Source organism: Eubacterium limosum (genome assembly GCF_000807675.2).
Taxonomy (GTDB): domain Bacteria; phylum Bacillota; class Clostridia; order Eubacteriales; family Eubacteriaceae; genus Eubacterium; species Eubacterium limosum.
Window position 1 is genome coordinate 3,664,410 of record NZ_CP019962.1, and the last position, 25,834, is coordinate 3,690,243.

Consider the following 25,834-nt stretch of genomic DNA (forward strand, 5'->3'; position numbering starts at 1 on the left):
CGTTCACAGAACGCTTTGTGAAAATAGAGGAGAAAAGTATGGCTGAAAAACGCAAACCATTAGAAAAAGTAGAAGAAAAAACTGACAACAGCGCAAAGCAGGAAGCCTTAAACGCTGCTTTAAAGAATATTGAAAAAACTTTTGGAAAGGGAGCTGTCATGCGTCTTGGAGACGAGAGTGCGAAGATGGACGTTGACGTTATCTCCACCTCATCCATCGGTATTGATATGGCGCTTGGAATTGGCGGGGTTCCCCGTGGCCGGATCATTGAGATCTACGGACCAGAATCCTCCGGTAAAACCACTATTGCCCTTCATATTGTGGCGGAAGCCCAAAAGGCCGGAGGCAACGCGGCCTTTATCGATGCCGAACATGCGCTCGATCCCGTATACGCAAAAGCCCTCGGTGTGGATGTGGATAACCTGATTGTATCCCAGCCGGACACAGGTGAGCAGGCGCTTGAAATTCTTGAAGCCCTGGTGCGGAGCGGGGCCATCGATGTGGCCGTTGTGGACTCTGTCGCGGCTCTGGTACCCCGTGCGGAAATTGATGGGGAAATGGGGGACTCCCATGTTGGGCTTCAGGCGAGACTGATGTCCCAGGCCCTCCGAAAGCTGGCAGGGATTATCAAAAAGTCCAATACCGCGGCGATCTTTATTAACCAGCTGCGCGAGAAGGTTGGGGTTATGTACGGAAATCCAGAGGTTACAACTGGCGGCCGTGCTTTGAAATTCTATTCCTCTGTCCGGATGGATATCCGCAGAATTGAAACTTTGAAAAAAGGAACCGATATGATCGGGAACCGTACCCGTGCTAAGATTGTCAAGAACAAAATGGCGCCACCGTTTAAAACTGCCGAGTTTGATATCATGTACGGCGAGGGTATCTCCAGAGAAGGGGATATTTTGGACATAGCGGTTGAGCTGAATATTATTAAAAAGGCCGGCTCATGGTTTTCCTACGGCGAGGAACGCCTGGGACAGGGACGAGACAAGGTGAAGGAATACCTTAAAGAAAACCCGGAATTTGCCGATGCGGTTGAGCAGAAAATCCGTGATCATTTTGCAAAGAAGGATGAGCCCGAAGCGCCTGAGGAAGGTTCGGAAGCTCTTGCCAAGGATCAGGCTGAAATGGCCGCGGAATTATCTGATGAGGATATGGATGAGTTTTTTGAGCTGAATGAGTTCGAGGAAGAATAAGCAGGAGGAAAATATGGAATTAGCAGAATTAAAGCAAAAAGTACTGGAAGCCATGCGTGAAAACGGTGCGCCGATGAATGTCGGCGCTGTTCAGAAAGCGCTGGACGTTGACCGCAAAGAGATTGATAAAGCCTTTAAAGAATTAAAAGCTGAAGGCGCCATCGTATCGCCAGTTCGCTGTAAATGGGAACCGGCAGACAAATAATAAAGCTGACAGAAAAGGGTGCGTACAGTCCTGTATGTGCCCTTTTTTAGTAGCCCGCAGAGCACGGCACATTTTTGCGCCGTGCTCTGCTGTAAACTTTTAATGCTCAGAGGTGAGAAAATGGAAAAAGTTCGTCGAATTCTTCATTGTGATCTGAACAGCTTTTACGCGTCGGTAGAGCTTTTATCTCATCCGGAACTTAAGGAGCAGCCAGTGGCCGTCTGTGGTAATCCGGAAAACCGCCACGGCATTATTCTGGCTAAAAATGAAGCGGCAAAAAAATTTAAAATTCAGACTGCAGAGACCGTATACCAGGCAAAGCGGAAATGTCCTGAGTTGATCCTGTTGCCGCCCCATCACGACTTGTACCGCCATTACTCAAAAATAATCAATGAGATTTATAACGAGTTTACAGATCGGGTAGAGCCTTTCAGCATTGATGAGTCCTGGCTGGACGTAACAGATACCATGCATCTTTTTGGCGGCAGCGGTACCGTCGTGGGTGATCTGGTGCGCGAAACCGTCAAGGAGCGCACCAGACTGACCATTTCGGTAGGCGTTTCCTATAATAAAATTTTTGCCAAGCTGGGCAGTGACTATAAAAAACCAGACGCGGTGACCGTTATTACACCGCAGAACTATAAAAAACTGCTGTGGCCCCTGCCAGTTACGGATCTTATCTATGTTGGCAAGAGCGCTTTCAAAAAGTTGAAATGCTATGGCATAAGGACCATTGGCGATCTGGCTGTCTCAGATCGTTCTGTGCTTTCTCATGATATGGGCAAGATGGGGGAGATGCTCCACGATTATGCCAATGGACTGGATGATAGCCCAGTGCGTTCAGCCACCGAGCCTCGGGAGGTTAAGTCTGTGGGGCATGGGAACACCTTTGGAAAAGACCTTGAAAATATGGAGGAGGTAAAAAAAGGCCTTTATCCTTTGGCAGAGACGGTTGCCAAGCGCCTTAAAGGCTACCACCTGAAATGCCGCGGTGTGCAGGTAATGATAAAAGATACGGGATTCCGTCAGATTTCGAGGCAGATGACCCTGAGCCATCCGACTCAGCTGTTCAAGGAAATCTTTGACGCGGCAGTCACTTTGGTCGGTAAATACTGGGATTTCACCAAAGGAATTCGTATGCTTACGGTAACGGGGATCAACCTGGTGAGCGCAGACACCTGTGAACCGGAACAGATAACTCTCTTTGGTTCAGACAGCTTTGAGAAGCGTGAAAAGCTGGAAAAAGTCGAGGCCGCCATGGACAAGCTGAAAGAAAAGTATGGTGACGCTATTATTTATACCGGAACAGCTCTGGAGAAAACAGAGGGTAAAGAAAAAGACCCATCCGATTGAATCGGGTGGGTCTTTTTGGAAAGTTCGCTGTATAAGTTTTATAAAAAGAAGATTATCCTAAAACGACTGCGCTGGCAAGCAGAGCACCCAGGATTGCACCAATCAATGGACCAACAACAGGAACCAGTGCGTAACCCCAATCAGAGGAGCCCTTGTTCGGAATTGGCAGAATAGCATGAGCAATACGTGGAGATAAGTCTCTGGCAGGGTTCATGGCAAATCCGGTGGTACCACCAAGTGAGAAACCACAGGACATGATGATGGCGTATACGAAGAAGTAATTCAAACCAACATCACTCACATTTGTCATGCCTGCATGGCCGACAGCTACAATAAAGAATACCAGTGCGAAGGTTGCTGCAGCTTCGCACAGGATATTCTGGGGGATATTACGGATCTGAGGACTTGTACAGAAAGTACCTCTAATGGTATCCGCATCTTCGGTGGCAGCAAATTGAGGTCTGTAAACAACCCAGACAAGGATTGCGCCGACTAAACCGCCAAGCATCTGTGCTACGATGTAACCCGGGACGGCTGCCCACGGGAATGCACCGATAACGGCTAAACCGACTGTCAGAACGGGATTAAAATGTGCACCGGACTGTGCACCAAAGGCCATGGCTGGCAACATAACTGCGAGACCCCAGCCAAGCATTATGTAAACAGCGCCGCCGCCTTTAAAACCAGATTTTTCCAGGTTTACAGCAGCACAAACGCCGTCCCCTAATAATACGAGTAGTGCAGTTCCGATAAATTCAGACATGTATGAAAGCATAGTGACTTCCATGATATTCCCTCCTTATTCAATTGTAAATAGAAAAATAATAGCGTTTACACGGTCGCAAAGCAAAACTGTTCTGCGGGGGTGTAGTAATAAGAACGATACAGCGTTTTCTTTCGCTACATATATAATACACCTATTTGAGACAGATTCATATTGAATTAAAGTTATAACAGGTATAACCTGAAATTAAGTTAAAGTTGAAGTCCTATGAGTGTGCTTTATTCGATATACTTTAATGTATTATAAAAACAGCAGATCCGGGAATCTGCTGTTTTTATTTGTTTCTTATTTGTTTTTGCGCTCCGAGTCATATTTCTGGACATCCTTTGCCATCTGGCGCAAAGCGTCAAGCGTCGAAATTTCATCCAGATCAGGAGTCAGTGTTTCAACAGGTTCCTCAGAAGCGGGCGCTGGCTTTGTTTGTTTTGGTTCAGCCGCAGCATCTGGTTGTGTCTTTTTTTCTGATGATGCCTCGGGAGCGGGCGGAGTATCCTCCAGATCATCCAGAACTTCGCCGCTCAGGCAGCTGGAGATCAGATCCTTGAGGTCGAGGCCGGTGCCATCCTTGACTGCGTTAAAAATCTGGCTGGCGGCGCCGGTAACATCCTGAACCATCTTGGTTTCGTTTCCGTTGCCGTACATGGTAATAGAGTCCACCTTTTCCATCGGCTTGGCAGCTGCCTCCACCATTTCAGGCAGCTTTTCAATGACCATTTTGACAACAGAAGGTCCTGTCATTTTTCGCATGGCCAGAGCTTCCTTTTCGATGGCAGCGGCTTTGGCCTCGCCAATTGCACGGATCCCTTCGGCCTCCTTCTGGCTGGCATAGAGCTTGGCGTCCGCGTCGAATTCTGCTTTAGCTTTGTCGGCTTCGGCTTTCTTCCCAATATCCGCCATGTATTCATTTTCGCGGATACGAATTTCCTGCTGCTTCAGTTCAACCTCTTTCTGAGCCTTGATGATCTCAACTTCCTGCTGCTTACTGACCAGTGCCTTGTTCTGTTCTTCTTTTTCGATGTCGTAGGCCACATCAGACTGAGCCTTAGCGATGGCGCTCTCACGATGATAGCCAGCAATCTGTACGTCTTTTTCCTTGGTTTTTTCTTCGACGGCCACTTGGTTGGCCAGTTCAATTTCCTTGCTCTCGCGTTCGGCCTGGGATTGCTTGATCCGGGATTCCTTTTCAGCCTGTGCTCTTGCCACATCCGCTTCTTTTTTGATTTCGGCAGAGTTTTTAACCGCCAGGTTTTTAAGAACCTCATTGTTGTCTGTAAAGGACTGAATGGTCAGGTTAATGATTTCCATCCCCATTTTCTGAAGGTCCTCTTCGGCAGAAGTGACACACTGGTTGGCAAATTTTTCGCGGTTCTGAACAAGGTCTTCAACGCTGAGGCCGCCCATACCACTTCGGATTGTTCCTTCCAGAATCTGCTTGACCATATCGCGGATTTCATCAATACGCTTAGTCGAAAACTGTTCAGCGGCTAACAGCAGATACTCGGGTTTGCTGGAAATTTTAACATTGGCTACAGCGTTGACCTTGACACCAATGTAGTCCTTGGTAGGAATGTATTCTGAGGTATCTATATCTACCTGCATTGTAGAAAGACTCAGGCGATAAGCTTTTTCCAGATAGGGAATAACAATTTTAGCCCCGCCACCCGGCACTACCTTGATCTTGCTGGTGCCGATAACATTTCCCTGCGCGTCCTTGATGGGATGGGAAAAAGGCGATGAAATAAGCAGCGCCTCGGAGGGCGGGGCTTTTTTATAGCCGGTTAGTAATAATATAACCACAGCAATGATAACAATACCGATAATAATAAATGTAAACATGATAATTTCCTTCCTCTCAAAAATTTTTGTGTTTAATGTGCGTCGTCAGGGTCGATCTTTAATTTGTAAGTTTCGGGATTATCAGCCAGCTTCTGGATGAGTACCTTACAGGTAATGCAGAGCTGAATAGTCTCAAAATTCTTGTTTTTTTCCGCCAGATCCTGGACTTTATTGATTTCATCCCAGGTCAGCAGGCGGAGCTCCTCTGCTTCCTTTAATGTATAGGCGGATTTATCCCGGATATAAGGCAGGACATCTTCAATTTTCACGGCTTACCTCCTTTAAAATAACCATTTCAAACATCTTGATTTCTTATATCTCCTTTCTTAATCTTATTATAGCACGTTCATCTTATTTTGTGGCGCTTTTCTAAAAATTTACCAGTCATTGATTTAAAGCAGTGATTGGGGTAAAATAAAGAAGAAAGGATACAGATGGCGGTAACCGTGTAAAAAATGCGAAAAAAGCCCAAATTTCAGCGCCCTTTCACGAAGCGTTCATAAAACCGTCACATTCTCCATTTAGAATAAGGCTATCAACAAAAATAAAAGCGATATGCGACTTAAATAAATGGAGGATCAAATGAACGATCAATATACGAATAATCAATTTACAAACAATAATGATGAAGAACCAAAGGTAGAAAACGCTCTGGTGCCTATTGACGGTGACCAGAAGAAAAAGAAAAAATGGTTTGCGGGTAAAAATGTATTCGCGAAAAAAACCGGCGCCATGATGGCAGTGGGCCTGGTGCTTTCCGGTGCCTGTGGTTTTGGCGGCGGTATGCTGGCCAGCAACCTTGGCGGTAACAATAAAAGCGTGATGTACCAGTCCGTAGAGCGTACCAGCACAAACTCTAGTGAAACCAGTAATTCCGGTGCCATGACCACCCAGCAGATCGCTGAATCGGCGGGAAACTCTGTCGTAGAAATCAAGACTGAAACAGTGACTAAAGACAGCCGGCTTCAGCAGGCAGTATCCGAAGGTGCGGGCAGCGGCGTTATCGTCACGAATGATGGCTATGTGGTGACCAATAACCACGTCATTGACGGCGCCAGCAAGATTACTGTAACTCTGAAATCTGGCGAGAGCTACGAGGCCACACTGGTCGGCACTGACGCTACCTCGGATGTGGCACTGCTCAAGATTAACGCGAGCAATCTGCAGCCGGCGGTCATGGGCGATTCAGATAAGCTGAGCGTGGGCGAGACCGTTGTCGCGATCGGAAACCCACTTGGAGAGCTGGGCGGAACGGTTACCGATGGTATTGTTTCTGCCCTGAACCGTGAAATCACCATCGATGGGGATACCATGAACCTCCTTCAGACTAATGCGGCCATTAATCCTGGTAACTCTGGCGGCGGCCTGTTCAATGAATATGGCGAGCTGGTGGGAATCGTGGATGCCAAGTCAACGGGAACTGGCGTAGAAGGCCTTGGTTTTGCCATTCCGATCAATGATGTAAAAACAGTGGTGGAATCCTTATCTCAAAACGGCTATGTAAAGGGTCGCCCAAGCCTTGGTGTGTCTCTGGTGGATGTCAACTCAGCTGAAACCGCCATGCAGTATCGTGTCTCTGAAATGGGCGTGTATGTGGCCAAGGTGGCGGATAATTCCGGAGCGTCAGCCGCAGGTATTCAGTCCGGCGATATGATCGTTTCCGTAGACGGCACTGCTGTGTCAAGTGCCGCAGATGTCAAGACAGCCATCAAGAGCCATCAGGTGGGCGATACCGTTAAAATAGAAGTACAGCGGAATGGCAGTATGCTGACCTTAAACGCCACACTGGGAGAGGAAACACCAACCACGAATAACTAACAGAAAAACGAGGTAAAGAAATGTACCGGATTTTAATGGTTGATGATGAGGAGAAAATACGGGCGATTGTAAGAAAATACGCGGAATTTGAAGGCAATGAGGTCGTTGAGGCCGCTGATGGTATGGAGGCGGTGGAGCTTGCTAAGAGCCAGGACTTTGACATCATTATTCTGGATATTATGATGCCAGAGCTTGACGGCTTCTCAGCCTGTAAGGAGATCCGCAAATATAAGGATACACCGGTTATCATGCTCTCCGCGAGAGGTGAGGAGTATGACCGGATCCACGGTTTTGAACTGGGCATTGACGACTATGTTGTCAAGCCCTTTTCGCCCAAGGAGCTGATGATGCGTGTAGGCGCGATTCTCAAACGGAGAGGCGGTGTTCAGGAGAACAAGGATGTGGTAAAAATCGGAGATCTGGAGGTGGATTTTGCCGGACGCCGTGTCACGATTTCCGGAAAACCGGTGGAGATGACGCCAAAAGAGTATGATCTCTTTTTTTACATGGTGCGGAACCGGGGCATTGCCCTGACGCGGGAAAAGCTCATCACCAATGTCTGGGGCTATGATTTTTACGGCGATGACCGCACCCTGGATACCCATATTAAGCTGCTGAGAAAAAGTCTGGGCGATTACAGCAAGTGCATCGTGACACTGCGTGGAGTAGGATACCGCTTTGAGGCTTAAGAATACCAGCATTAAATGGAAGCTTTTCGCTTATATTGCCCTTTTTGCGGCGGTAATGATCTTTGTGATCTGGCTGTTCCAGATTGTCTTTTTAAACGGCTTTTACCGCCAGACAAAGGTCAGTGAGCTCAAATCTCTGGCGAACACCATCTCAGCCAATATTGACAGCAATGATTTGAGTAATATTGTAACCGAGGTGGCAGGGCGGAATAATATCTGTGCGAAAATCACCGATACCCAAAACAATGTGGAGATCAATGTGGACACTGTTCCGCGCTGTGTGCTGCACCAGATGACTGCCCAGGATTTGGCGAACCTGTACTTACAGGCAAAGCAGCACGGCGGCTCTTATTTTGAGAGTTTTTCCAAGGACAGCTACCAGCTGATAAATATTCAGAGCAGTGATGGCCGCCAGGGCGTGATTCCCGAAAAGAAATTTGAGCGGGATGAAAATCTGATTTACACCCAGATCATTACAGGCGGCAGCGGCAACCAGTATGTAATCATGCTTAACACCATGATTTCGCCTGTCAACGCCACCGTACAGACCCTGCGTTCCCAGCTTTTTTATATCAGTGTGGTATTTATGGTACTGGCTCTTATCTTTGCGGCCATTATGTCGAGGAAGGTTTCAAAACCTATTATCAAGATCAATGAAAGTGCCAAGGAGCTCGCAAAGGGTAATGTGGAGGTTCACTTTGACGGAGAAGGCTACCGGGAAATTACAGAGCTCAACGATACCTTGAATTATGCAGCTGAGGAGCTTTCAAAGGTAGAAAATCTACGGCGTGAGCTGATCGCCAATGTTTCTCATGACCTGCGTACGCCCCTGACCATGATCACCGGCTATGCCGAGGTGATGCGGGATATTCCAGGAGAAAACACCCCGGAAAACGTGCAGATTATCATTGATGAGGCCAACCGTTTAACAAGTCTGGTTAATGATATGCTGGATATTTCCAAGCTTCAGGCCGGTGTACAGGTTTTAAATGAAGCCCCGTATAATCTGACCAAGAGCATCCGCCGGATTCTCACAAGATATACCAAGCTCATCGAGCAGGAAGGGTATCATATACGCTTTGAGGCGGACAGGGATGTCTTTGTAAAAGCCGATGAGATTAAAATGGAACAGGTCATCTACAATCTGGTAAATAATGCCGTCAACTATGCAGGTGAGGATAAAGAAGTTATAATCCGCCAGACCGTTTTAGAAGATACAGTAAGGATTGAGGTGCTGGACCACGGAGATGGCATTGCGGAAGCGCTGTTGCCCTATGTATGGGACCGCTATTATAAAATTGACAAGGCTCATAAGCAGGCTTCCATCGGAACCGGGCTGGGGCTTTCCATTGTTAAAAATATTATGGAGCTGCATCATCTTCGTTTTGGTGTTAACAGCGCGCCAGGGATGGGAAGTAATTTCTGGTTTGAAATGAAGATCGTAGAGGATAACGCCGAAAAAAATGAAAATTAACGTTGATTTTACAGGCGTTTTGGGGTATACTTACTAAGCTACTAAGCCAGATAATCGCGGGCAGCGTAAGCTGTCTGAGGAAAGTCCGAGCTCCACAGAGCAGGGTGCCGGGTAACGCCCGGTGGAGGTGACTCCAAGGCAAGTGCAACAGAAAGTAAACCGCCGGCCTGGCCGGTAAGGATGAAAGGGCGAGGTAAGAGCTCACCAGTGGCGCGAGTAATCCGTCAGCTATGTAAACCCCACCTGGTGCAAGACCAAGAACGGATGTAAAAAAGGCGGCTGCTCGTCGCCGTCCAAATGGTAGGTCGCTTGAATCCATTGGTAACAATGGATCTAGACAGATGATTATCTAAGACAGAACTCGGCTTATAGACTTAGTAACATGAATCAAAAACGAAAGACCCCTTCAAACGGCTTAAACAGGCTGTTTGAAGGGGATTTTTCTTTTTTAGGTCCCTGCTCCTTGGGCAGGGCTTCTTATATAAAGAAGGCAGAATTGTTATTATATTAAAATGTATCCTATTTAATAATAGACATAAATTAAAATAGGTGCTATAATAAGGACAATAAAATACATCTATTGAAGAACGAAGGAGGAAAAGATTATGAAAATTAATATGGATAAGGCTGTTGTTGAATTTATTCCAGAAAACCCAATTGAAACAGCTGAACTTGAAGCACTTTGGATTAAAATGGGGAACTGCGTAGGGGATAATAAGAAATTGTCACCGATCGGCGTATATATCCCAACTGAAAACAATGTGGCACGCTTTCACATTGGCGGCTTAACAGAAGCAGAAGCAAAAGCTGCACCAGAACTCCGGGCACCTTTTGATTGCCAGGTTTACTGCTTAACCTGTAATAAAATCCAAACTGTAAAAGAAGGTGAATTAATCCCTTTCTGCTGCGGAAAACCCATGGAAATTATGGATTAAGGATTTAGTTAGTATTTATTCCCCCTCTTAATGTAAGCGATCTGCTTCATGAAGAAGGGGTTTTTTATTTGCGCTTTTCCTTCTCGCAAAAACAAAACCTAAGAATAGATAGAATTTAACTCGCTTGTCTTTTTGAAACGTTCGTTCTATAATAGAGGTGCAAATGTTCTCCGACGAAGTGAGCTTACGAGGCATAAATACAATAATGTGAGAGTGGATCTGTTGAAAATGCGTAACAAATACATCCCAAAAAGTCTCTGCGCAGATGGAAAGCAATACGAGATGAAGGAGATCAAGGAAGTAAGAAATGGTTTTATTCGCTGCGGGTCGCCTGGGCTTCGTTATCTTGTAATAACAGACAAAAAAACGCAGAGCTGCTTTTCGACAACAGGACCAAACGCTGGACAGCCATTGTCTGTGACCCTTCGGGAGAGAAAAAAGAAATACTCAATGATCTGAAGTATCTAAATTAAAATGGGGGATAAAAATGATAATCGCGCAAGAGTATAAAGGCTACTATTTGGATGTGTTCTACAAGGATGGGGTTGTAAATGGCATTATTCAACAGACACAGGACCGACTCCAGGGGCTGACGGTTGAGGAAGTTGTACGGGAGTTTAAAAAGAAAGTCCATGAAATATCTTAATATATCATATATGAGGAAAAGCAATGTATTGATCATCCAATTGAAGACAGACTCAGTAACCTTAAACAAAAATGAAAAACCCTTTCAAACGCTTAAACAGGCTTTTTGAAAGGGTTTTTTCTTTTTTGAATGATTTGATTCTCTTTTGTTAAGGGGTTAGCTTCTCAAGCCGACCCCTTTTTCAATGAGATACCAGCAAATGGCGTAAAGCACAATGATGAAAAGGACAAGGATTGTTAAGGACCATACGATCGGAACATCTGTTACGCCAAGAAATCCGAAACGAAAGCCCGAGACCATGTAGACAATGGGATTAACCTTTGAAACGGCCTGCCAGATCGGCGGCAGCATCGAAATGGAATAAAACACACCGCCCAGGTACGTCAGTGGCTGCAGCACAAAGGTTGGCACAATAGAAACATCATCAAAGGATTTGGCAAAAATTCCATTGAGCAGTCCAGCCAGCGAAAATAAAACAGCAGTCATAAGCAGGGTAATGAGGATGATGGGCCAGGAGAAGACATGAAGGGGTACAAAAAATAACGAAATCACAGTGACAAGTGCTCCAACCATGATGCTTCGTCCCAGGCCGCCGGTGACGAATCCCAGAATAATAACCTGAGTCGGTACTGGTGCAACCAGAAGCTCTTCAATATTTTTCTGAAATTTTTGAGAGAAAAAGGAGGAGGCGACATTGCTGTAGGAACTGGTGATGACAGACATCATGATGAGCCCGGGAACAATGAATTCCATATAGGAAAAGCCACCCATCTCTCCAATCCGCCCACCAATCAGATTTCCGAAAATAACAAAATACAATGAGGTAGTGATGACCGGTGGCACCAGGGTTTGTACCCAGATGCGCAGATAACGGTTGGTTTCTTTTGCTGCCAGACGTTTTAGTGCGGTAAAATAAAGCTTAAACATTTTCTTCCTCCGATTGATGTTTAACATCGGTAATTTTTAAAAACAGTTCTTCTAACCTGTTGGATTTGTTTCGCATAGAAGCGACTTTTATTCCCTGATTCGTGAGCTGTTCGAAGATTCCGTTGACTCCCTGATCGCGCTGGACCTCGGCGACGAGAGTACGGCTGTCCTCAAAATAATTTTTATATCCATTGATAACAGGCCTGGTTTCAAAAGGCTCTAAATCAAAAATAAAGGTTTCAAACTGTAATTTTGATAAAAGGTTTTTCATACTGGTATTCTCAATCAGCTCACCGGATTGGATGATTCCGATATTGCGGCAAAGCATTTCTGCTTCTTCAAGATAATGGGTCGTCAGGATGATGGTCGTACCCTGTGCATTTAAATTTCTTAGAAAATCCCACATTTCACGTCTCAATTCAATATCGACCCCTGCGGTAGGCTCGTCCAAAATAAGCAGGCGTGGTTCGTGCATCAATGCCCGGGCAATCATCAGGCGCCGCTTCATCCCTCCTGAAAGCATCCGTGCCCGTTCATGGCGTTTCTCAAGCAGTCCGGATTGCCTGAGGTATTTTTCACTGCGTTTCAGGGCTTCTTTGTGTGGGACGCCGTAATAACCAGCCTGATTAACGACAATCTGTTGGACTGTTTCGAATGGGTTGAAGTTAAACTCCTGTGGAACCAGGCCGATCTGCTGCTTTGCCTGCACAAGATCCTTATCGAGGTCGTATCCAAATACCTTCACAGTCCCAGCTGTTTTATTGACCAGGGAGGTAACGATTCCGATGGTAGTGGATTTTCCAGCGCCATTTGGTCCAAGGAGTGCGTAGAAATCGCCCTGTTCCACAACTAAATCAATGCCGCGCAGCGCTACGACCCCTGATTCATAGGTTTTTTTTAAATTTTTTAGTTCGAGTGCAACTGTCATATTATTTTCTCCTTAAATGCGTTCGGCATATAAATCAAAATTAATATGCCATTCGCCGTCATCTTTTACAGTAACGTCCTGCCAATGAAAATTATTATCCTCGATTTTAGCAAATACCCATTTTCTCCTTTTATTCTCAATGTCCGTAAGGATGATTAAGCCATTTTCTTTTTTTGCTTCAAGCCGAATGATTTTTCCCGTAAAACAATAGGCAATATCCCAGGCATGCGTGCCAGGATTATAGACGCGAAGCGTCGTTCCGCATTCATAACCGGGCAGGATAATGATGTCCTGTATTGCCATTCCCTCAAGAACCCATGAAAAATGCCATTCGCCTTTAATTGTGCGAGAGGTGCTGTTATCAATATAGTCGATTTTCCAGCTCCCGACAAGCTTCCCAAAATAATTAAATTCTTCGGGCAGCTCTGTATTCTTACATTCACTTGTCAATTTTTTGAGAAAGTCTTGCATGCGTTAATTCCTCCGCTAATATAAATAATCTGCTGTTGGGCTTATTCGCCAATGGCGGCTATCCTTTCTATACTCTAAAGTAAAAGGGATGAATCTGTCAAGAAATTCTGTATATTTTTATATTAAAAAGGGGAGCGTGTGTCTCACTCACCGTCATTTTCGGTAAAAGCATATCCGCATATAGCATAATTCTGCTGCTTTTCCTCCGGAAGAGTGTGTTATAAAACATATAAAACGGTATATAGTACAATATAAAAATATTACGGAGGATCTTATGAAAATAAAAGCAGAAAACAGAAGCGCCATTATTCTTATTTTGGGCGTCATCATAATCGCTGTAACATACCAATGCCTCAGGTTACTTCCTGTGAGCTACCAAATACTGGACCCGATTTCTGCAGTATATAATTTATTTCTGACTGGAATACTGGCCTTTATTGTGCTAAAGGATGAGTTTATTGAATGGTTCAAGCATTTCAGTATAAAATGGACATTGATAACAATTCCCTCCTTGCTTGTCGCATCCTTTGCCCTCGGTAAAATATGGCAGCTTATCAGCGGGGAAGCGCTAGTTGAAAATGCGATTAATTCTATGATTACCTGGGGATATGTTGCGACGCATATACCGTTTATGCTGATGGGGGAGGAGCTGCTCAGCATCACGCTGTTATTTGCGCTCTGGAAGAAACTAAATTGGAAATTTTGGCAGGCTTCTCTGGTCTGTGCCGTTCTTTTTGCCTTTTGGCATATTGCCTCATATGAATACAATGTACTTCAAATACTGATTACAATTGTGGCACCACGGTTAATTTTAAACGAGGCGTTCAAAAAGAGCAATTCAATATGGACAACCTGGGCAGCGCATGTTGCCTTTGACATCATCTCATTTCTTCCATTACTGTTAAAGTAAACAATTGTAAAAAAGTGCACCTAACAGGAGTATTCAAAAGCTACGGTCTACCAAGGGATAGGAGAGTATCGCGCTCATTGAAAATGTTAGATGCACCTATTTTAATATATCAGATATCCTGGGCTTTTGCAAGACCAGTTAAGTTAAGGTTTAGATATGTTTTGCAATATAAGATGTTTATAATACAGGTTTCCGGGTATCAATATAACTGAACACACATACCTCTTACTTAAATCAATTAATCTCTCCCCCAATTTACTCTCCCCAAAAGAAGCCTCTGATCTTGGATCACGGGCTTCTTTCATTAAAGTCTGATGATGTAGTGTTATAGAAGATTTTTGGCAGTGATAAGCCATGAGAAGAATATTCGTTCTTAAAATACTTGCTTTTTGAAACGAATGTTTGTATAATAAGAATGTCATCACTTTTCTTTGAGGGGATAATCAAAATAAAAGGACAGGTTAGAGTTATTTTGCATCGTAAAAACAGCGAATCGATGCATTGGTTGAAGTGCTCCACGCTCCTGTGTTGTATAGATTATCCCCCCTCTATGGTTTCTTATTTCATTATTTGGTATAATGGTGTCTAAATAGACTGGACACGCCAATATGAGAAGCAGTTCAGCTTTGTCTGGAATATTCTGCTGTACAGCGGTCACACAGTCATTCTGACAATGCTTATCATGTAGAATTACCAGACAGGTACATCCAAAACTGTTGGGGTGTCACTGGGGGGTATCTGGTGAATGTTTACCGTGTAAGCCGGATCCTAGTGAAAACAAATGAAATAAACCGTTAGCGAAATATATATTAGCCCTGGTTAAACCTGTGCTATACTGAAGGCAGACATTTAAGAAAAGGAGAAGCGCTATGGAAAGAAAAGCACTCACACAGGAATATTTGATTTTAACCACCAACGATAAGGGAAAGCTGCCAATGACAAATAGTACAGAGACAAAGGCGGGATTGGTGGCCGCAGGAATAATGGATCTGCTCTTGGAGGGCATTATAAAGATTGAAGGGAAAAAGGTGGAAGTCGTCGGTCCGTTGCCAGACAGCCTCGGCCATCTGGATGGGCTCTACGCCTACCTCGCCGATAGGTCCCGTTCTGTTACCAAGGTGATCGAGGATTATTGTATGTCCTTTTCCAGCAGCCGTATCAATCAGCTTCTGGCGGACACTGGAAATTCGCTGAGAGTGGCCGGAGCCGCTACAGAGGGTAAAGGGGGGCTTTTCGGGAATCGGGAGCTCTTTGTGCCTGAAAAAACCTATAAGGAAGCATTGATCGAGGCTTTGAAAGCGGCGGCCATTCAGGCGGAAAGTCTCTCGCTGCACGACGCGGCTCTTGCCAGCCTTTTGAAAGAAACCAGAAATCTTAAGCCGTATTTTTCAAGGCACGAAAATGATCGGATGAAAGAAAAACTAAAGGCCATCAAAAACCAGCAGGACAGCAAAATAATCCGGGAGATGGTTGGATATATCGACGATATTATGGCGGTTATGGTGGCCGCAGTGATTGCCACTGTCAATTAAGCGGATGAGATTAAAAAGGCCTGTAGGGCCTTTTTTTATGGGCTGTTTCGGTAAAATATCCTGAGGTTTTTTTAAATGTGCGCTAAAAGTTGAACTTTTTCTGTGATTAAGTTATAATGAATTTAGATTTATTACAAAGCAGTATACAGAGAGACTCAAGTCCGTTTAAGGGGGCTGTTTATGGATAATCAGACAGAAAAAAGAAAGATACTCATCGTTGACGATATGGAGCTGAACCGTGCGCTGCTGTGCGAGATGTTCCAGACAAAATATACCATATATGAAGCTGAAAACGGTGCGCACGCACTGGAAATCCTGGAGCGGGAGAGCGATAATATTGCAGTTGTGCTTTTGGATCTCATCATGCCAGTGCTCGACGGCTTTGGCGTCCTGGAAGAAATGGAGCGTATGAGTCTGACTGGACGTGTGCCGGTCATCATGATCACCGCTGAGAACAGTGAAGGTGTGATGCAGCGCGGCTATGAGATGGGGGCAGCGGATATCGTCACCAAGCCCTTTAACCCCAATATTGTGATCCAGCGCGTCCACAACATCATTGAGCAGTATACCCAGAAGCTCCACCTGCGTCAGCTGGTGGCTGAGCAGACAAGGGCGTTGCGGGAGCAGGCAGAAAAAATGCGTGAAAACAGTGCGCAGATGATTGATACGCTCAGTAGTATCATTGAATTTAAAAATACCGAATCGGTTTCCCATATACATAACGTGCGCGTGATCACCCGGTTGCTGCTGGCTGAGTTTGCGAAAAACCACAGTGAATACGGACTGTCCGACTCTCTGATTGAGATTATTTCTGAGGCGGCGGCCATGCATGATATTGGTAAGGTGGCCATACCAGACAATATTCTCAACAAGCCTGGCCGTTTGACCGATGAGGAATTTGAGATCATGAAAACTCACACCTCCCGGGGGAGCGAGATTTTGATGGAGCTGTCCGGCGTCCAGGATCTGGCTTATTATGATTACTGCTACGATATCTGCCGCCACCACCATGAACGGTGGGATGGGGGCGAGTTTGTGTCAAAAGTCCACCTAAATCCCCAAAATCGTGGTATAATTAATACATAATCTTAAAATAATCGGGAGGGTATTCTTATGGATTTCATTATTGGAAATAATCGTCATCAAGGGATGTTACTTCCAGACTGTATCGAGGATTATGTCGATGAAAATAATCCTGTACGTGTCATTGATGCTTATGTTGATACCTTAGATTTCGAAAATCTCGGATTTAATAAGTGGAAACCCAATCAAACAGGCCGCCCGATGTACTCGCCACGTGATCTTCTAAAACTTTATATTTATGGCTATATGAATCACGTGCGTTCTTCCAGGCGTCTGGAAATTGAGACCAAACGAAACCTCGAAGTGATTTGGCTGCTTCAAAAACTTTCCCCGGATCATAAAACCATTGCCCGCTTTCGCCAGCAAAATCCAACGGCACTTAAGAATGTCTTTAAAAACTTTGTACAGCTCTGTACCCAATGGGAGCTTTACGGTAAAGAACTGCTTGCGATTGATGGCAGCAAATTTAAAGCCTGGAATACCAAAGACCGCAACTTCACCAAAAACAAACTAAAGGATCGGATTCAGCATATCGAAGAAAAAATCGAAAGCTATCTTGATGCTTTAAATCAGAATGATGCACTTGAAAATCAAAGCACTTCTGAAATATCCAGCGATATAAGCGAAGTTATTCATCAGCTCACTGACCGCAAAACACTTTATGAATCTTTTTTAGCGGAGCTCGCTGAAAGCGACGAAACCCAAATTTCGCTTACCGATCCCGATAGCCGTCTGATGAAAACTAAAAACGGGCTTGATGTCTGTTTGAATATTCAAACCGCTGTCGACAGTAAAAACAAAATGATTGTTGAATTCACGGTTGAAAATCAAGCTCAGGATAAAAATTTAATGGGTCCTTTAGCTCAAAAAGCGGCAGATTTATTGGAAGTGCCCGCCATGACCGTCGTTGCAGATAACGGCTACGACAGTGTAAGTGATGTGGCTCAACTTTATCTCAGTGGTCATCGTCCTGTTGTTGCTGGAGGGGATTATGAATTTTGTATTCCTACAGATGCGGCAAATACTGAAAAGATTACCGACTATGATTCGAACGTTGCACGCGCGATTTATCTTCCAGAGCGTAATATTTTCATCTGTCCACTAGGAAAAGTGTTAAGGCCCTGTACTTATAATAAAAATAAACATGTTGCCAAATACGATAATACACAAGCCTGTAGACACTGTCCTAAAAAATGTACAAAAATGCGCTATTACCGCGCCGAGCGTGTCATGAAACCGTCAGAATACACCAAGGCCTTCGATGATTCCGACTTATTCCTTCGAAAAGTTCACATCTTTCAAAATAAAGAGATCGTTCGACAAAGAAAGGCCATTGTTGAGCACCCCTTTGGAACCGTAAAACGCGCAATGGGCATCTCCTATCTTTTACTGAAAGGCAAGCAAAAGGTAGAAGGTGAGATTGCGCTTGCTTTTCTTGCCTTTAATCTTAAAAGAGCCATCCATATCATGGGAATCCAGCCATTAATCCAAGCAATCCGAGCATAGCGCTTCTTTTTTTGCTCTTTTTTCAAAGTTCAACCTTTACCCAGGGGTTTGGGGACGGAGTCACCAACAAGAGACTGTGTTTTGACACAGTCTGGGGCGGCTACCCCGACGGCCTGTCGGGCAACGAAATCTCTATCTGGGCACAGGCGGTATCGTTAGCCGATGTTTACGATGCCCTGACCAGCAAACGGGTTTATAAGGACGCTTACCCCCATGAGACGGCTGTTCAGATGATTCTGGACGGAGAGTGCGGTGTGTTTAACCCACAGCTGATCAAGTGCTTTCTGACAGCGCTTCCCGAGCTTAACCGTTCTATGAAGGGCGGCGAAATGCTGACATCGACAGTGACTGCACCCGGTGAGGTATCCATCCCCGAAAAGAAGAAAAAAGAAGCTCACGGCGATCTTTCAAGCCGGACCCTATACCTGTTAGAACAGGAGCGCCAGAAGTACCAGATACTGTCCGAACTTTCTGATGAGCTCATTTTTGAATATGATCTGCGTGCAGACAAGCTGACTTTTTCTGACCGTTTTCAAATATTGACCGGAAGAGATCCGGTGTTTCCGCAGATAAGCCGGCTATTGTCAGATGAGGCGCTGGTCAACGCCGAGGATCACAGCCGACTTTTTAAAAAGCTTGAACGCATTACACCAGACAGGCCGACCTGCAAGGCGGAACTGCGCATCAATCTGGACGGGGAGGGCTTCCAGTGGTATCAGGTGTACCTTTACCCTATCTGGGATATGGAGTTTGAACCGGTATGCGTGAGCTATATCGGCAAGCTCATCAATGTTGAGGAGAGCAAGCAGCGTAATCTGATGCTTAAAAAAGAAGCGGAAAGCGATCCGCTTACAGGGCTTTTAAACCAGAGGGCCATGCGGGAACAGTCGATTCTGGTACTCAAGGACCGGCGTGTACAGAATGCGGCACTCTGCTTTGCCGACGTTGATAATTTTAAGTCGGTTAATGACGAGCGCGGCCATCTGTTTGGGGATATGGTACTTAAGGAAGTGGCTGAAATCCTGACCAGCAGCGTGCGTCATACGGATCTGGTGGGGCGTGTAGGTGGTGACGAGTTCCTGATCCTATTCCATGACATCATCGACCAGAAGGACATTGAAAGACGTGTTTCGGCCATCTGCAAAAAGCTGAACAAGCGCTTTAACAGCTACGGTATTACTGGAAGCCTTGGCATTTCCCGCTATCCTCAGGATGCTGAACGATATTCGGGCACCGCTCGATGAGCTGCCCGAGCTCATGTATGTTTCTGATCTGGAGAATTATGACCTGCTGTTCATTAACAAGGCCGGTAAGGATACCTTTAACTTTAAGGATACAGAGGGAAAGAAGTGCTATGAACTGCTACAAGGGTTTGACACTCCCTGTCCTTTTTGCTCAACGCCAAATCTGAAGCCGGAAGAATATTATAACTGGGAGCATACCAACCCCCTGACCGGGCGGCACTACCTCTTAAAAGACCGTTTGATCGAATGGGAGGGCCGGCCAGCCCGGTTCGAGATCGCCTTTGACCTGACCGAGGCGATGAGGGAAAAGCAGAACCTGAAAAACATGCTAGAAAGCGAGCAGGTTATTGTGGAGTGTATCCGTGATCTCTACCAGAACCATGACCTGTCCAAGGCCATTCCTCTTTTTCTGGAGCGTATCGGAAAATTTCTTGGGGCAGACCGCAGCTATATTTTTGATCTGAGAGGTGAGCTTCTGAAAAACACTTATGAGTGGTGCGCCGAAGGTATCGAATCGGAACAGGAGGAGCTGCAGACTATTCCAAGACATTACTTCAACCGCTGGTTTGAAGCTTTTGTCGAGCAGGAATGTATTGTCGTTGACGACTGCGAAAGCCTTAAGGTCATTGCCCCTCTTGAATATGAAGTCCTCTCATTCCAGAACATTGAACGGCTTGTGGCGGTTCCGCTGGAACGGGACGGCGAACTCTACGCCTGTATCGGCGTGGACAATCCGCCTCCAGAGCTGATGCAGAATGCAGTCTCGATCCTGCAAACTCTGCGCTATTTCCTGATGCTTGCTATCCGGCGTACCGAGGATGAGGCCGAGCTGACCAAGCTGAGTTATTATGATACCCTGACTTCATTCTACAACCGTAACCGTTATACACAGGACCTTGAAGTTTTTTCGGACTATGAGGATTCGGTGGGCATTGTCTTTTTGGATATGAACGGCCTGAAGATGGTTAACGACCAGTATGGACATGGAAAAGGAGACCGGCTGTTGGTTGAATGCGCGCGGTGTATTCGTGAAGGGTTTGGCGAGAGCAATTTTTACCGCGTGGGTGGGGACGAGTTTGTGGTGATCGCCCTTGGAGACACTGAGGCAGCGTTCTTTGACAAGGTTAAAAAACTGCGCGCCTACTTTGACCACAGCTCTCATATCAGCACAGCCATCGGCGCATACTGGACGCCTTGCGGGTCGGGCATTGACGAAGCTGTTACCGCCGCGGATGAAAGGATGTACTCGGACAAGCAGGTATTTTACCACGACCATCACACCTCCAAACGGTACCGCTACATCAATGATGACGCGGTTAATCTTTTGGAAAAGCAGGCTGGAGAAAAATAAGTGAGTAAAAAGAGAGCACGGCGCAGAAATGTGCCGTGCTCTCTTTTATGTTTTACATTAAATGTGTGCTTTCCAGCTTCTCGGTAAAGGTGTGGTTCAGCCGGATAACCGGTTTTCTGAGCACAAGGCCGAGGAGCAGGGAAGGGATCAGGAAGATGGCTAGATAGCCCATCTCGATCCAGTAGGTGTTCTGGTACATGCCTGCAATGCACTCGCGCATGGCGTTCATGCTGTGGGCGAAGGGCATGAGCGGGTAGAGCCTCTGGAAGAACTCTGGGAGCACCTCGATGGGGAAACTGCCGCCTGAGCCTGCCACCTGGATAACCATCAGGACAACGGCGATGGCCTTGCCCACGTCACCGAAGGAGACCGTGAGGGTATAGATCAGATTGACATAGACAATGCTTGTGAGCCAGCCTGTCAGTAGGAAAAGTATGGGATGCTCACACTGAATTCCCAGGAAGAAAAGATCTCCCAGCACAATGATGGTACTCTGGATCAGCCCCAGAATCAGGAAGGTGATGTACCGCCCGAAATAGGCTTGGTGGGGCTTCAGGGAGAGGGCTTTTTCCGTTTTTTCCGAAACGGTGGTGCTGATCATGGCTACGAGCACAACGCCGCCGACCCAGATGGCAAGCGTCGTGTAGAACGGCGCCATGGCGGAACCGTAATTTGCCACAGGATATATCTTTTCAGTCTTGAGCTCGACCGGAGCGGCCAAAAAGCTGCTGAGCTCAGCGGGGCTGCCGGAGAGCAATGTCTCAATTTCAGCCATGTCACCGCTGGCGGCGGCCTTTTCAACCTCTTTGAGAACACTGTCCAGCTTTGCCTTCACAGCGTCCAGCTGATCGGCCGAGTGGGTCAGGAGATCTCTCGCCGTACCCAGGTCTGAGGCAGTCTCGCCGGAAAGGGACGCGATGTCGCGGATACTGCCGTTTAGCTGGCCGAGGATACCGGCCACCTCGCCGCTGCCAAAATCAAGGCTTGAAAACAGGGTTCCCAGCTGCGGCTTCAGATTTGTCTGATAGTCTGTTTTTGCGTCGCCGATGACTTTACTGGCCTGGTCTGTGAGCCCCTTGAGGGTTTGATAATCTGACGCTGCCATGCCGGTGGTTTCAGAGATTTTTTCCACTGTTTCTGTCAGCTTGTCCCGCAGGGCCTCCTGCTGGCTGATGATTTGATTGAGCTTGCCGATCACAGGCTGGAGCGCGGGCGCCATATCCGGAAATTCATCGCTGAGCTTTTGAAGCGTGTCCCGAAGCTCGGTGTAATGGTTGATGAGCAGTTGTACTTCATCGGCCAGACTGTCTAAGCTTTTGGCAGCCTCCCCGGCATTTTTGTCCACAGAGGCGAAAGCCTTGTCGATTTCGGATGATATTTTCTGGTAGCTCTCACCGCTCACGTCAAAGACGGTCTCGATGCCCTGGGAGGCCGTGTCCATCGCGCCCTGAAGCCCCCGGGCTGTGCCCTCTGCCTCCTGCAGAATGCCTGAGCTTTCTGAGACACTGTTCCCAGAGGTTTCCAGAAAGCCAGTGGTCGAGGTCAAAACTTTCTGGGTAGAGTCAGTCATGGCCGCAAAGGCCCGCACCGTTTTTGCGGAGGTCTCCACCTCAGCTTCTATGCGCTGGAGATTGGTCTTGAGACTCTCGGTCAGGGACTGATTGCCCTGCTTATCCGCTGCCTGATAGACAGATTGCAGCGCCTCGAGGGAGATCTCGGACACCTTTTCCACAAAGAGGCTGTTGACCTGCTCCTGGACAGCGGTGGCTCCTTTATCGGTCACCTTGGGCGCGATGGCATTTTCCTTCTCATTGGTATAATAGATGATCGCGCTCTTTTTAATATCCGGGGAAAACAGGCTCATGATATTGGCGCTGAAATCCTCGGGGATCACGATGGCGGCGTAATAGGCGCCGGATTTCACACCCTCCAGAGCTTCGTCCCTGCCTGTAAACTGCCAGTCCATCTGGTCATTGGCCTTCAGAGCATTTACCACCTCATCGCCCACGTTCATGCTTACAGAGAGAATGTCGCCCTGATAGCCGGCATCGGTGTTGGCAACCGCGATTTTTATGTCTTTTGTGTTGCTGTAGGGGTCCCAGCTCCCCGCAATATTAAACCAGGCATACATGGCAGGCACCACGCAGACACCCATCACGACAATAAGGGCAATGGTGTTATTCCGGATACGGCTGACGTCTCCCATAAAGATTTTCAAGATTTTTTTCATTTTTCAGTCCCTTTCCAGTCAGCCTTAAACATTGCCCGGATTTCCTCATCGGTCATGCCGCAGAGCTGCTGCTCCATCTCAAACTGTTTGCGCATTTTATCCCGGAAGTACTCGAGACAGATGAGATACACTGAGATACCAATCAGAGATATGATCCACAGCACCAGATAGATAATTTTCGAGTCCAGGCTGAACATGAGCACCATGAAAACAAGGGGCAAAATAAACATGAGCAGGAAGCCTGCCTTTATCTTTTTTCGGTAGCTCTCCTCAAAGGCCGCCTGGCGTGCTTCCCGTTCTTCAGTCGTCCGGCCCTCCACGGCAAGAGCTCTGGCGATGATGGAGATAGGGTCCTTTTTCTGTTTGATACCGCCCTCGGTCTCGCTGACCATCATCTCAGTTTCGGAGAGCCGCCTGTCAAAGAAGTGGTTGAGGTTTAAAAGCATCGGCCTGAGCCCCAGGCCGATGACCAATGCCACAGGGATAAAGATAAGCAGGTGAAGCAGGTCTGAAACGTAGTGCGCCGCGTAGATGCCCGCCACGGCCTCACGCATGGCGTTGATGCCATAGGTAAAGGGCAGCAGAGGGTGAACCGCCTGAAAGAAGCCCGGCGTCATCTCGATAGGGTAGGTGCCCGCAGAGCCGGGAATCTGTAAAATAACAAGAATAACACAGATGGCTTTTCCGATGTGCTTAAAGGTAACCGAAAGGGCATAGATCAGGTTCACATAGACAAAGGAGGCCAGCAGTCCGGCGAATATAAAAGCCGGTGGGCTTTCACACTGGATTTTCATCAGGAGCAGGTCTCCGAGGCATACCACCAGTCCCTGCAAAAGGCCAACCGTGATATACAGGAGCCACCGGCCAAAGTAGGCTCGTGTGGGTGTGAGGTTTTTAATGTTTTCATCCTCGTCCACTTCCAGTTTAAAGATGGCGATGAGAACAATACCACCGACCCAGATGGCCAGGTTGCTGTAAAAAGGCGCGAGGGCAGAACCATAATTGGCAACAGGATAAATCTTTTCCGTTTCGACCTCCACAGGTGATTCCATAAACGCTGCGACCTGCTCGGGTTTTATACCTGTGGTTGAGAGAAAATTCTGGTACAGCCTGGAGTTTTTGATGGCATTCAAATCTGTGGAGACCCGGCTGAGCTGGCTGGTGAGGTCCACCAGAGCGCCCTGGGTGCTGTCGAGAGCGTTCTCTGCCTCAGTCAGCGCGGTGCCCAGGTCATCGAGGATGCCCTGGAGCTGGCCCGCCGCCGGGGTCACCCCGGACAGAATCCCAGAGGTTTTCCCGGAGAGGGCGGCAAAGCTGTCAAGGGTCTGGTTGACCTGCGGCAGAAGGCTTTGCTGAAAATTGGTGTTAACATCTCCCAGAGCCCTGCCGCTGTCGGTGGCGATCTGGTTCAGGCTTTTGCGCGTTTCCGAGGTCTGTGTAATCATGTTTTTAACGCTGGCGTTTCCAGTATCCAGGCGGTCCAGAATTTTCTGCTGGCTCTCGATTTCCGATTCCAGAGACTGGATCAGTCTGGTAAGCTCGGGGGAAGGGTGTTCTTCATTAAGCTTTTTCAGCGCGTCCACAATCTCCTGGTTGAGGGTCAGCATCTCCTTTGCAGAGGTGATACTGTTCTCAAAGCCTGCGTTTATCTCAAGGGCCTGTGCTTCCAGGTTCCCCAACTGAGACGCGGCCGTGCCGCCTATCTGCCCCAGCACACTCTGCCCCTGATTCAGGATATTTGACATGCTGCCAGAAAATTTTCCAACACTTTCACGGCTCTGGCTTAGACGGGCCTGTGCGCTTTCAAGTCCTTTCTGGCCCGAGGCGGCGGCGTCCTTAAGACTGTCAAGCGTAGCCTTACCGCCATCAATGCTGCCCTGGCCATCAGAGATGGTTCCCCTGAAGTTTTCCAGCAGCACACGGTAGGTGTCCAGATCGCCCCGGGTGGTGTCGATGGCAACGGTGATGTCCGCGCTGGCCTGGTTGAGCTTTCCAGATATGCCCACTGCCGAGGCGGCCATGACTTTTGACACACTCTCGGACGCCACAGAGGAAAAAGTGCTTTTGATCTCATCTTCCAGCGTCTGTGCGCCGGTATCGGTAATTTTTGGCGCGATGGCATTTTTCTTTTCATTAACATAGTAAATAATCTCGGATTTCTCGATCCGCCCGTTTAAAAAATCAGTCAGCCGGCTGCTGAAATCTTCGGGAATGATAATGGCCGCATAATACTTGCCGGATTTTACGCCATCGACCGCCTTCTCAGTATCGACAAAGGTCCAGCCGAGCTGGTCGTTTTCTTTGAGATTGGCAATGATCTCGTCACCAGCGTTGAGTTCGCCAGTGGCTGCGTTTTTGGTTCCGGTGTCCTCGTTGGCCACAGCGACCTTGATCCCCTTTGTATTACTGTAAGGGTCGTAGTTTGCTCCGATGTTAAACCAGGCGTAAAGAGAGGGGATAACAATAATGCCGATGGTTACAATGAGCGCAAAGCGATTTTTACAAAGCCGCTGGACGTCCCTTTTAAAGATATTCCATATTTGTTTCACGTTACACCTCTGGGTTATTTTTACCCCTCATTTTAATTTTTAATAATCGTTTTGTCAAGGCTGAAGCAATTTGAGGCTCATATTGTGTATATAGACAAATAGTGTTCATTTTCCAGAAAAGCACAGCACAATTCTGCGCTGTGCTTTTTCTCTTGTTGACACAG

Annotated in this window: 23 protein-coding genes and 1 other RNA gene; 16 read left to right on the top strand and 8 right to left on the bottom strand. The window is 46.9% G+C overall.

Going from position 1 to position 25,834, the window contains the following annotated elements; all coding sequences use genetic code 11:
* Window positions 1-38: 38 nt before the first annotated feature.
* The 3 genes from recA to dinB all read left to right on the top strand — a co-directional run bounded on the left by recA (window position 39) and on the right by dinB (window position 2,757).
* Complete coding sequence (gene recA / locus B2M23_RS17145) at window positions 39-1,199, top strand: recombinase RecA (protein ID WP_038352430.1); 1,161 nt, start codon at window positions 39-41, stop codon at window positions 1,197-1,199.
* 13 nt (window positions 1,200-1,212) lie between these two features.
* Complete coding sequence (locus B2M23_RS17150) at window positions 1,213-1,404, top strand: hypothetical protein (protein WP_038352431.1); 192 nt, start codon at window positions 1,213-1,215, stop codon at window positions 1,402-1,404.
* A gap of 120 nt (window positions 1,405-1,524) precedes the next feature.
* Window positions 1,525-2,757 carry a DNA polymerase IV gene (dinB, locus tag B2M23_RS17155; RefSeq protein ID WP_038352432.1) on the top strand — a complete coding sequence of 411 codons (1,233 nt, stop codon included), beginning with the start codon at window positions 1,525-1,527 and terminating at the stop codon, window positions 2,755-2,757.
* A 52-nt stretch (window positions 2,758-2,809) separates the two neighbouring features.
* On the opposite strand, the gene B2M23_RS17160 is transcribed toward dinB, so the two are convergent.
* The 3 genes from B2M23_RS17160 to B2M23_RS17170 form a co-directional block, all read right to left on the bottom strand.
* Window positions 2,810-3,532, bottom strand: coding sequence for an MIP/aquaporin family protein (locus B2M23_RS17160; RefSeq protein ID WP_038352468.1), 723 nt, complete (start codon window positions 3,530-3,532; stop codon window positions 2,810-2,812).
* A gap of 294 nt (window positions 3,533-3,826) precedes the next feature.
* Window positions 3,827-5,377, bottom strand: a complete 1,551-nt coding sequence (locus B2M23_RS17165) for a flotillin family protein (RefSeq protein WP_038352433.1) — start codon at window positions 5,375-5,377, stop codon at window positions 3,827-3,829.
* A 32-nt stretch (window positions 5,378-5,409) separates the two neighbouring features.
* Window positions 5,410-5,646 carry a hypothetical protein gene (locus tag B2M23_RS17170; protein ID WP_038352434.1) on the bottom strand — a complete coding sequence of 79 codons (237 nt, stop codon included), beginning with the start codon at window positions 5,644-5,646 and terminating at the stop codon, window positions 5,410-5,412.
* A gap of 313 nt (window positions 5,647-5,959) precedes the next feature.
* On the opposite strand from B2M23_RS17170, the gene B2M23_RS17175 reads away from it, so the two are divergent.
* The 7 genes from B2M23_RS17175 (at window position 5,960) to B2M23_RS21340 (ending at window position 10,939) form a co-directional block, all read left to right on the top strand.
* Entirely contained in the window at window positions 5,960-7,195 is a 1,236-nt protein-coding gene (locus tag B2M23_RS17175; RefSeq protein WP_038352435.1) for a S1C family serine protease, read from the top strand.
* A 20-nt stretch (window positions 7,196-7,215) separates the two neighbouring features.
* Window positions 7,216-7,884, top strand: a complete 669-nt coding sequence (locus B2M23_RS17180) for a response regulator transcription factor (RefSeq protein ID WP_038352436.1) — start codon at window positions 7,216-7,218, stop codon at window positions 7,882-7,884.
* The gene (locus B2M23_RS17185; RefSeq protein ID WP_038352437.1) at window positions 7,874-9,358 is read left to right on the top strand and encodes a HAMP domain-containing sensor histidine kinase; all 1,485 of its coding nucleotides are present in this window, start codon (window positions 7,874-7,876) and stop codon (window positions 9,356-9,358) included. The genes B2M23_RS17180 and B2M23_RS17185 overlap by 11 nt, the downstream gene beginning before the upstream one ends.
* Window positions 9,359-9,396: 38 nt before the next feature.
* Window positions 9,397-9,743, top strand: an RNA gene (gene rnpB, locus B2M23_RS17190) — RNase P RNA component class A.
* Window positions 9,744-9,963: 220 nt separating this feature from the next.
* Window positions 9,964-10,293 carry a hypothetical protein gene (locus B2M23_RS17195; protein ID WP_038352438.1) on the top strand — a complete coding sequence of 110 codons (330 nt, stop codon included), beginning with the start codon at window positions 9,964-9,966 and terminating at the stop codon, window positions 10,291-10,293.
* Between the two features lie 228 nt (window positions 10,294-10,521).
* Entirely contained in the window at window positions 10,522-10,752 is a 231-nt protein-coding gene (locus B2M23_RS17200) for a hypothetical protein (protein WP_242945822.1), read from the top strand.
* A gap of 28 nt (window positions 10,753-10,780) precedes the next feature.
* The gene (locus tag B2M23_RS21340) at window positions 10,781-10,939 is read left to right on the top strand and encodes a hypothetical protein (protein ID WP_167617940.1); all 159 of its coding nucleotides are present in this window, start codon (window positions 10,781-10,783) and stop codon (window positions 10,937-10,939) included.
* Between the two features lie 156 nt (window positions 10,940-11,095).
* On the opposite strand, the gene B2M23_RS17205 is transcribed toward B2M23_RS21340, so the two are convergent.
* The 3 genes from B2M23_RS17205 to B2M23_RS17215 are packed head-to-tail and all read right to left on the bottom strand — an operon-like array spanning window position 11,096 to window position 13,265.
* Window positions 11,096-11,866, bottom strand: a complete 771-nt coding sequence (locus B2M23_RS17205) for an ABC transporter permease (RefSeq protein ID WP_038352439.1) — start codon at window positions 11,864-11,866, stop codon at window positions 11,096-11,098.
* Window positions 11,859-12,794 (bottom strand): ABC transporter ATP-binding protein, encoded by a 936-nt coding sequence (locus B2M23_RS17210; RefSeq protein ID WP_038352440.1) that lies wholly within the window; start codon window positions 12,792-12,794, stop codon window positions 11,859-11,861. The genes B2M23_RS17205 and B2M23_RS17210 overlap by 8 nt, the downstream gene beginning before the upstream one ends.
* 12 nt (window positions 12,795-12,806) lie before the next feature.
* On the bottom strand, window positions 12,807-13,265 hold the full coding sequence (locus tag B2M23_RS17215) for a hypothetical protein (RefSeq protein ID WP_038352441.1): 459 nt from the start codon (window positions 13,263-13,265) through the stop codon (window positions 12,807-12,809).
* 274 nt (window positions 13,266-13,539) lie between these two features.
* Between B2M23_RS17215 and B2M23_RS17220 the strand changes: the two genes are divergently transcribed.
* The 6 genes from B2M23_RS17220 (at window position 13,540) to B2M23_RS17245 (ending at window position 20,891) form a co-directional block, all read left to right on the top strand.
* Complete coding sequence (locus B2M23_RS17220; protein WP_052237256.1) at window positions 13,540-14,175, top strand: CPBP family intramembrane glutamic endopeptidase; 636 nt, start codon at window positions 13,540-13,542, stop codon at window positions 14,173-14,175.
* Between the two features lie 869 nt (window positions 14,176-15,044).
* Complete coding sequence (locus tag B2M23_RS17225) at window positions 15,045-15,707, top strand: GOLPH3/VPS74 family protein (RefSeq protein ID WP_038352442.1); 663 nt, start codon at window positions 15,045-15,047, stop codon at window positions 15,705-15,707.
* A 180-nt stretch (window positions 15,708-15,887) separates the two neighbouring features.
* A complete protein-coding gene (locus tag B2M23_RS17230; protein WP_081571270.1) occupies window positions 15,888-16,793 on the top strand; it encodes a response regulator in 906 nt (301 codons plus the stop codon).
* 27 nt (window positions 16,794-16,820) lie between these two features.
* Window positions 16,821-18,296 (top strand): IS1182 family transposase, encoded by a 1,476-nt coding sequence (locus B2M23_RS17235; protein ID WP_038354278.1) that lies wholly within the window; start codon window positions 16,821-16,823, stop codon window positions 18,294-18,296.
* A gap of 11 nt (window positions 18,297-18,307) precedes the next feature.
* A complete protein-coding gene (locus B2M23_RS17240; protein WP_081571271.1) occupies window positions 18,308-19,540 on the top strand; it encodes a bifunctional diguanylate cyclase/phosphohydrolase in 1,233 nt (410 codons plus the stop codon).
* A complete protein-coding gene (locus tag B2M23_RS17245) occupies window positions 19,485-20,891 on the top strand; it encodes a GGDEF domain-containing protein (RefSeq protein WP_146209113.1) in 1,407 nt (468 codons plus the stop codon). Before B2M23_RS17240 ends, B2M23_RS17245 begins: the two co-directional genes overlap by 56 nt.
* 52 nt (window positions 20,892-20,943) lie before the next feature.
* Here B2M23_RS17245 and B2M23_RS17250 read toward each other — a convergent pair whose 3' ends face one another.
* Together B2M23_RS17250 and B2M23_RS17255 are read right to left on the bottom strand one after the other, a co-directional pair.
* Complete coding sequence (locus B2M23_RS17250; RefSeq protein ID WP_038351718.1) at window positions 20,944-23,121, bottom strand: YhgE/Pip domain-containing protein; 2,178 nt, start codon at window positions 23,119-23,121, stop codon at window positions 20,944-20,946.
* Window positions 23,118-25,670, bottom strand: a complete 2,553-nt coding sequence (locus tag B2M23_RS17255; RefSeq protein ID WP_038351717.1) for a YhgE/Pip domain-containing protein — start codon at window positions 25,668-25,670, stop codon at window positions 23,118-23,120. The genes B2M23_RS17250 and B2M23_RS17255 overlap by 4 nt, the downstream gene beginning before the upstream one ends.
* Window positions 25,671-25,834 lie beyond the last annotated feature (164 nt).

What these genes read in the sequence shown, in the direction of transcription:
- recA (WP_038352430.1), top strand. Translation starts at nt 39, where the DNA reads ATGGCTGAAAAACGCAAACCATTAGAAAAAGTAGAAGAAAAAACTGAC.
- B2M23_RS17150 (WP_038352431.1), top strand. Translation starts at nt 1,213, where the DNA reads ATGGAATTAGCAGAATTAAAGCAAAAAGTACTGGAAGCCATGCGTGAA.
- dinB (WP_038352432.1), top strand. Translation starts at nt 1,525, where the DNA reads ATGGAAAAAGTTCGTCGAATTCTTCATTGTGATCTGAACAGCTTTTAC.
- B2M23_RS17160 (WP_038352468.1), bottom strand. Translation starts at nt 3,532, where the DNA reads ATGCTTTCATACATGTCTGAATTTATCGGAACTGCACTACTCGTATTA.
- B2M23_RS17165 (WP_038352433.1), bottom strand. Translation starts at nt 5,377, where the DNA reads ATGTTTACATTTATTATTATCGGTATTGTTATCATTGCTGTGGTTATA.
- B2M23_RS17175 (WP_038352435.1), top strand. Translation starts at nt 5,960, where the DNA reads ATGAACGATCAATATACGAATAATCAATTTACAAACAATAATGATGAA.
- B2M23_RS17180 (WP_038352436.1), top strand. Translation starts at nt 7,216, where the DNA reads ATGTACCGGATTTTAATGGTTGATGATGAGGAGAAAATACGGGCGATT.
- B2M23_RS17195 (WP_038352438.1), top strand. Translation starts at nt 9,964, where the DNA reads ATGAAAATTAATATGGATAAGGCTGTTGTTGAATTTATTCCAGAAAAC.
- B2M23_RS17200 (WP_242945822.1), top strand. Translation starts at nt 10,522, where the DNA reads ATGCGTAACAAATACATCCCAAAAAGTCTCTGCGCAGATGGAAAGCAA.
- B2M23_RS21340 (WP_167617940.1), top strand. Translation starts at nt 10,781, where the DNA reads ATGATAATCGCGCAAGAGTATAAAGGCTACTATTTGGATGTGTTCTAC.
- B2M23_RS17205 (WP_038352439.1), bottom strand. Translation starts at nt 11,866, where the DNA reads ATGTTTAAGCTTTATTTTACCGCACTAAAACGTCTGGCAGCAAAAGAA.
- B2M23_RS17210 (WP_038352440.1), bottom strand. Translation starts at nt 12,794, where the DNA reads ATGACAGTTGCACTCGAACTAAAAAATTTAAAAAAAACCTATGAATCA.
- B2M23_RS17215 (WP_038352441.1), bottom strand. Translation starts at nt 13,265, where the DNA reads ATGCAAGACTTTCTCAAAAAATTGACAAGTGAATGTAAGAATACAGAG.
- B2M23_RS17220 (WP_052237256.1), top strand. Translation starts at nt 13,540, where the DNA reads ATGAAAATAAAAGCAGAAAACAGAAGCGCCATTATTCTTATTTTGGGC.
- B2M23_RS17225 (WP_038352442.1), top strand. Translation starts at nt 15,045, where the DNA reads ATGGAAAGAAAAGCACTCACACAGGAATATTTGATTTTAACCACCAAC.
- B2M23_RS17230 (WP_081571270.1), top strand. Translation starts at nt 15,888, where the DNA reads ATGGATAATCAGACAGAAAAAAGAAAGATACTCATCGTTGACGATATG.
- B2M23_RS17235 (WP_038354278.1), top strand. Translation starts at nt 16,821, where the DNA reads ATGGATTTCATTATTGGAAATAATCGTCATCAAGGGATGTTACTTCCA.
- B2M23_RS17250 (WP_038351718.1), bottom strand. Translation starts at nt 23,121, where the DNA reads ATGAAAAAAATCTTGAAAATCTTTATGGGAGACGTCAGCCGTATCCGG.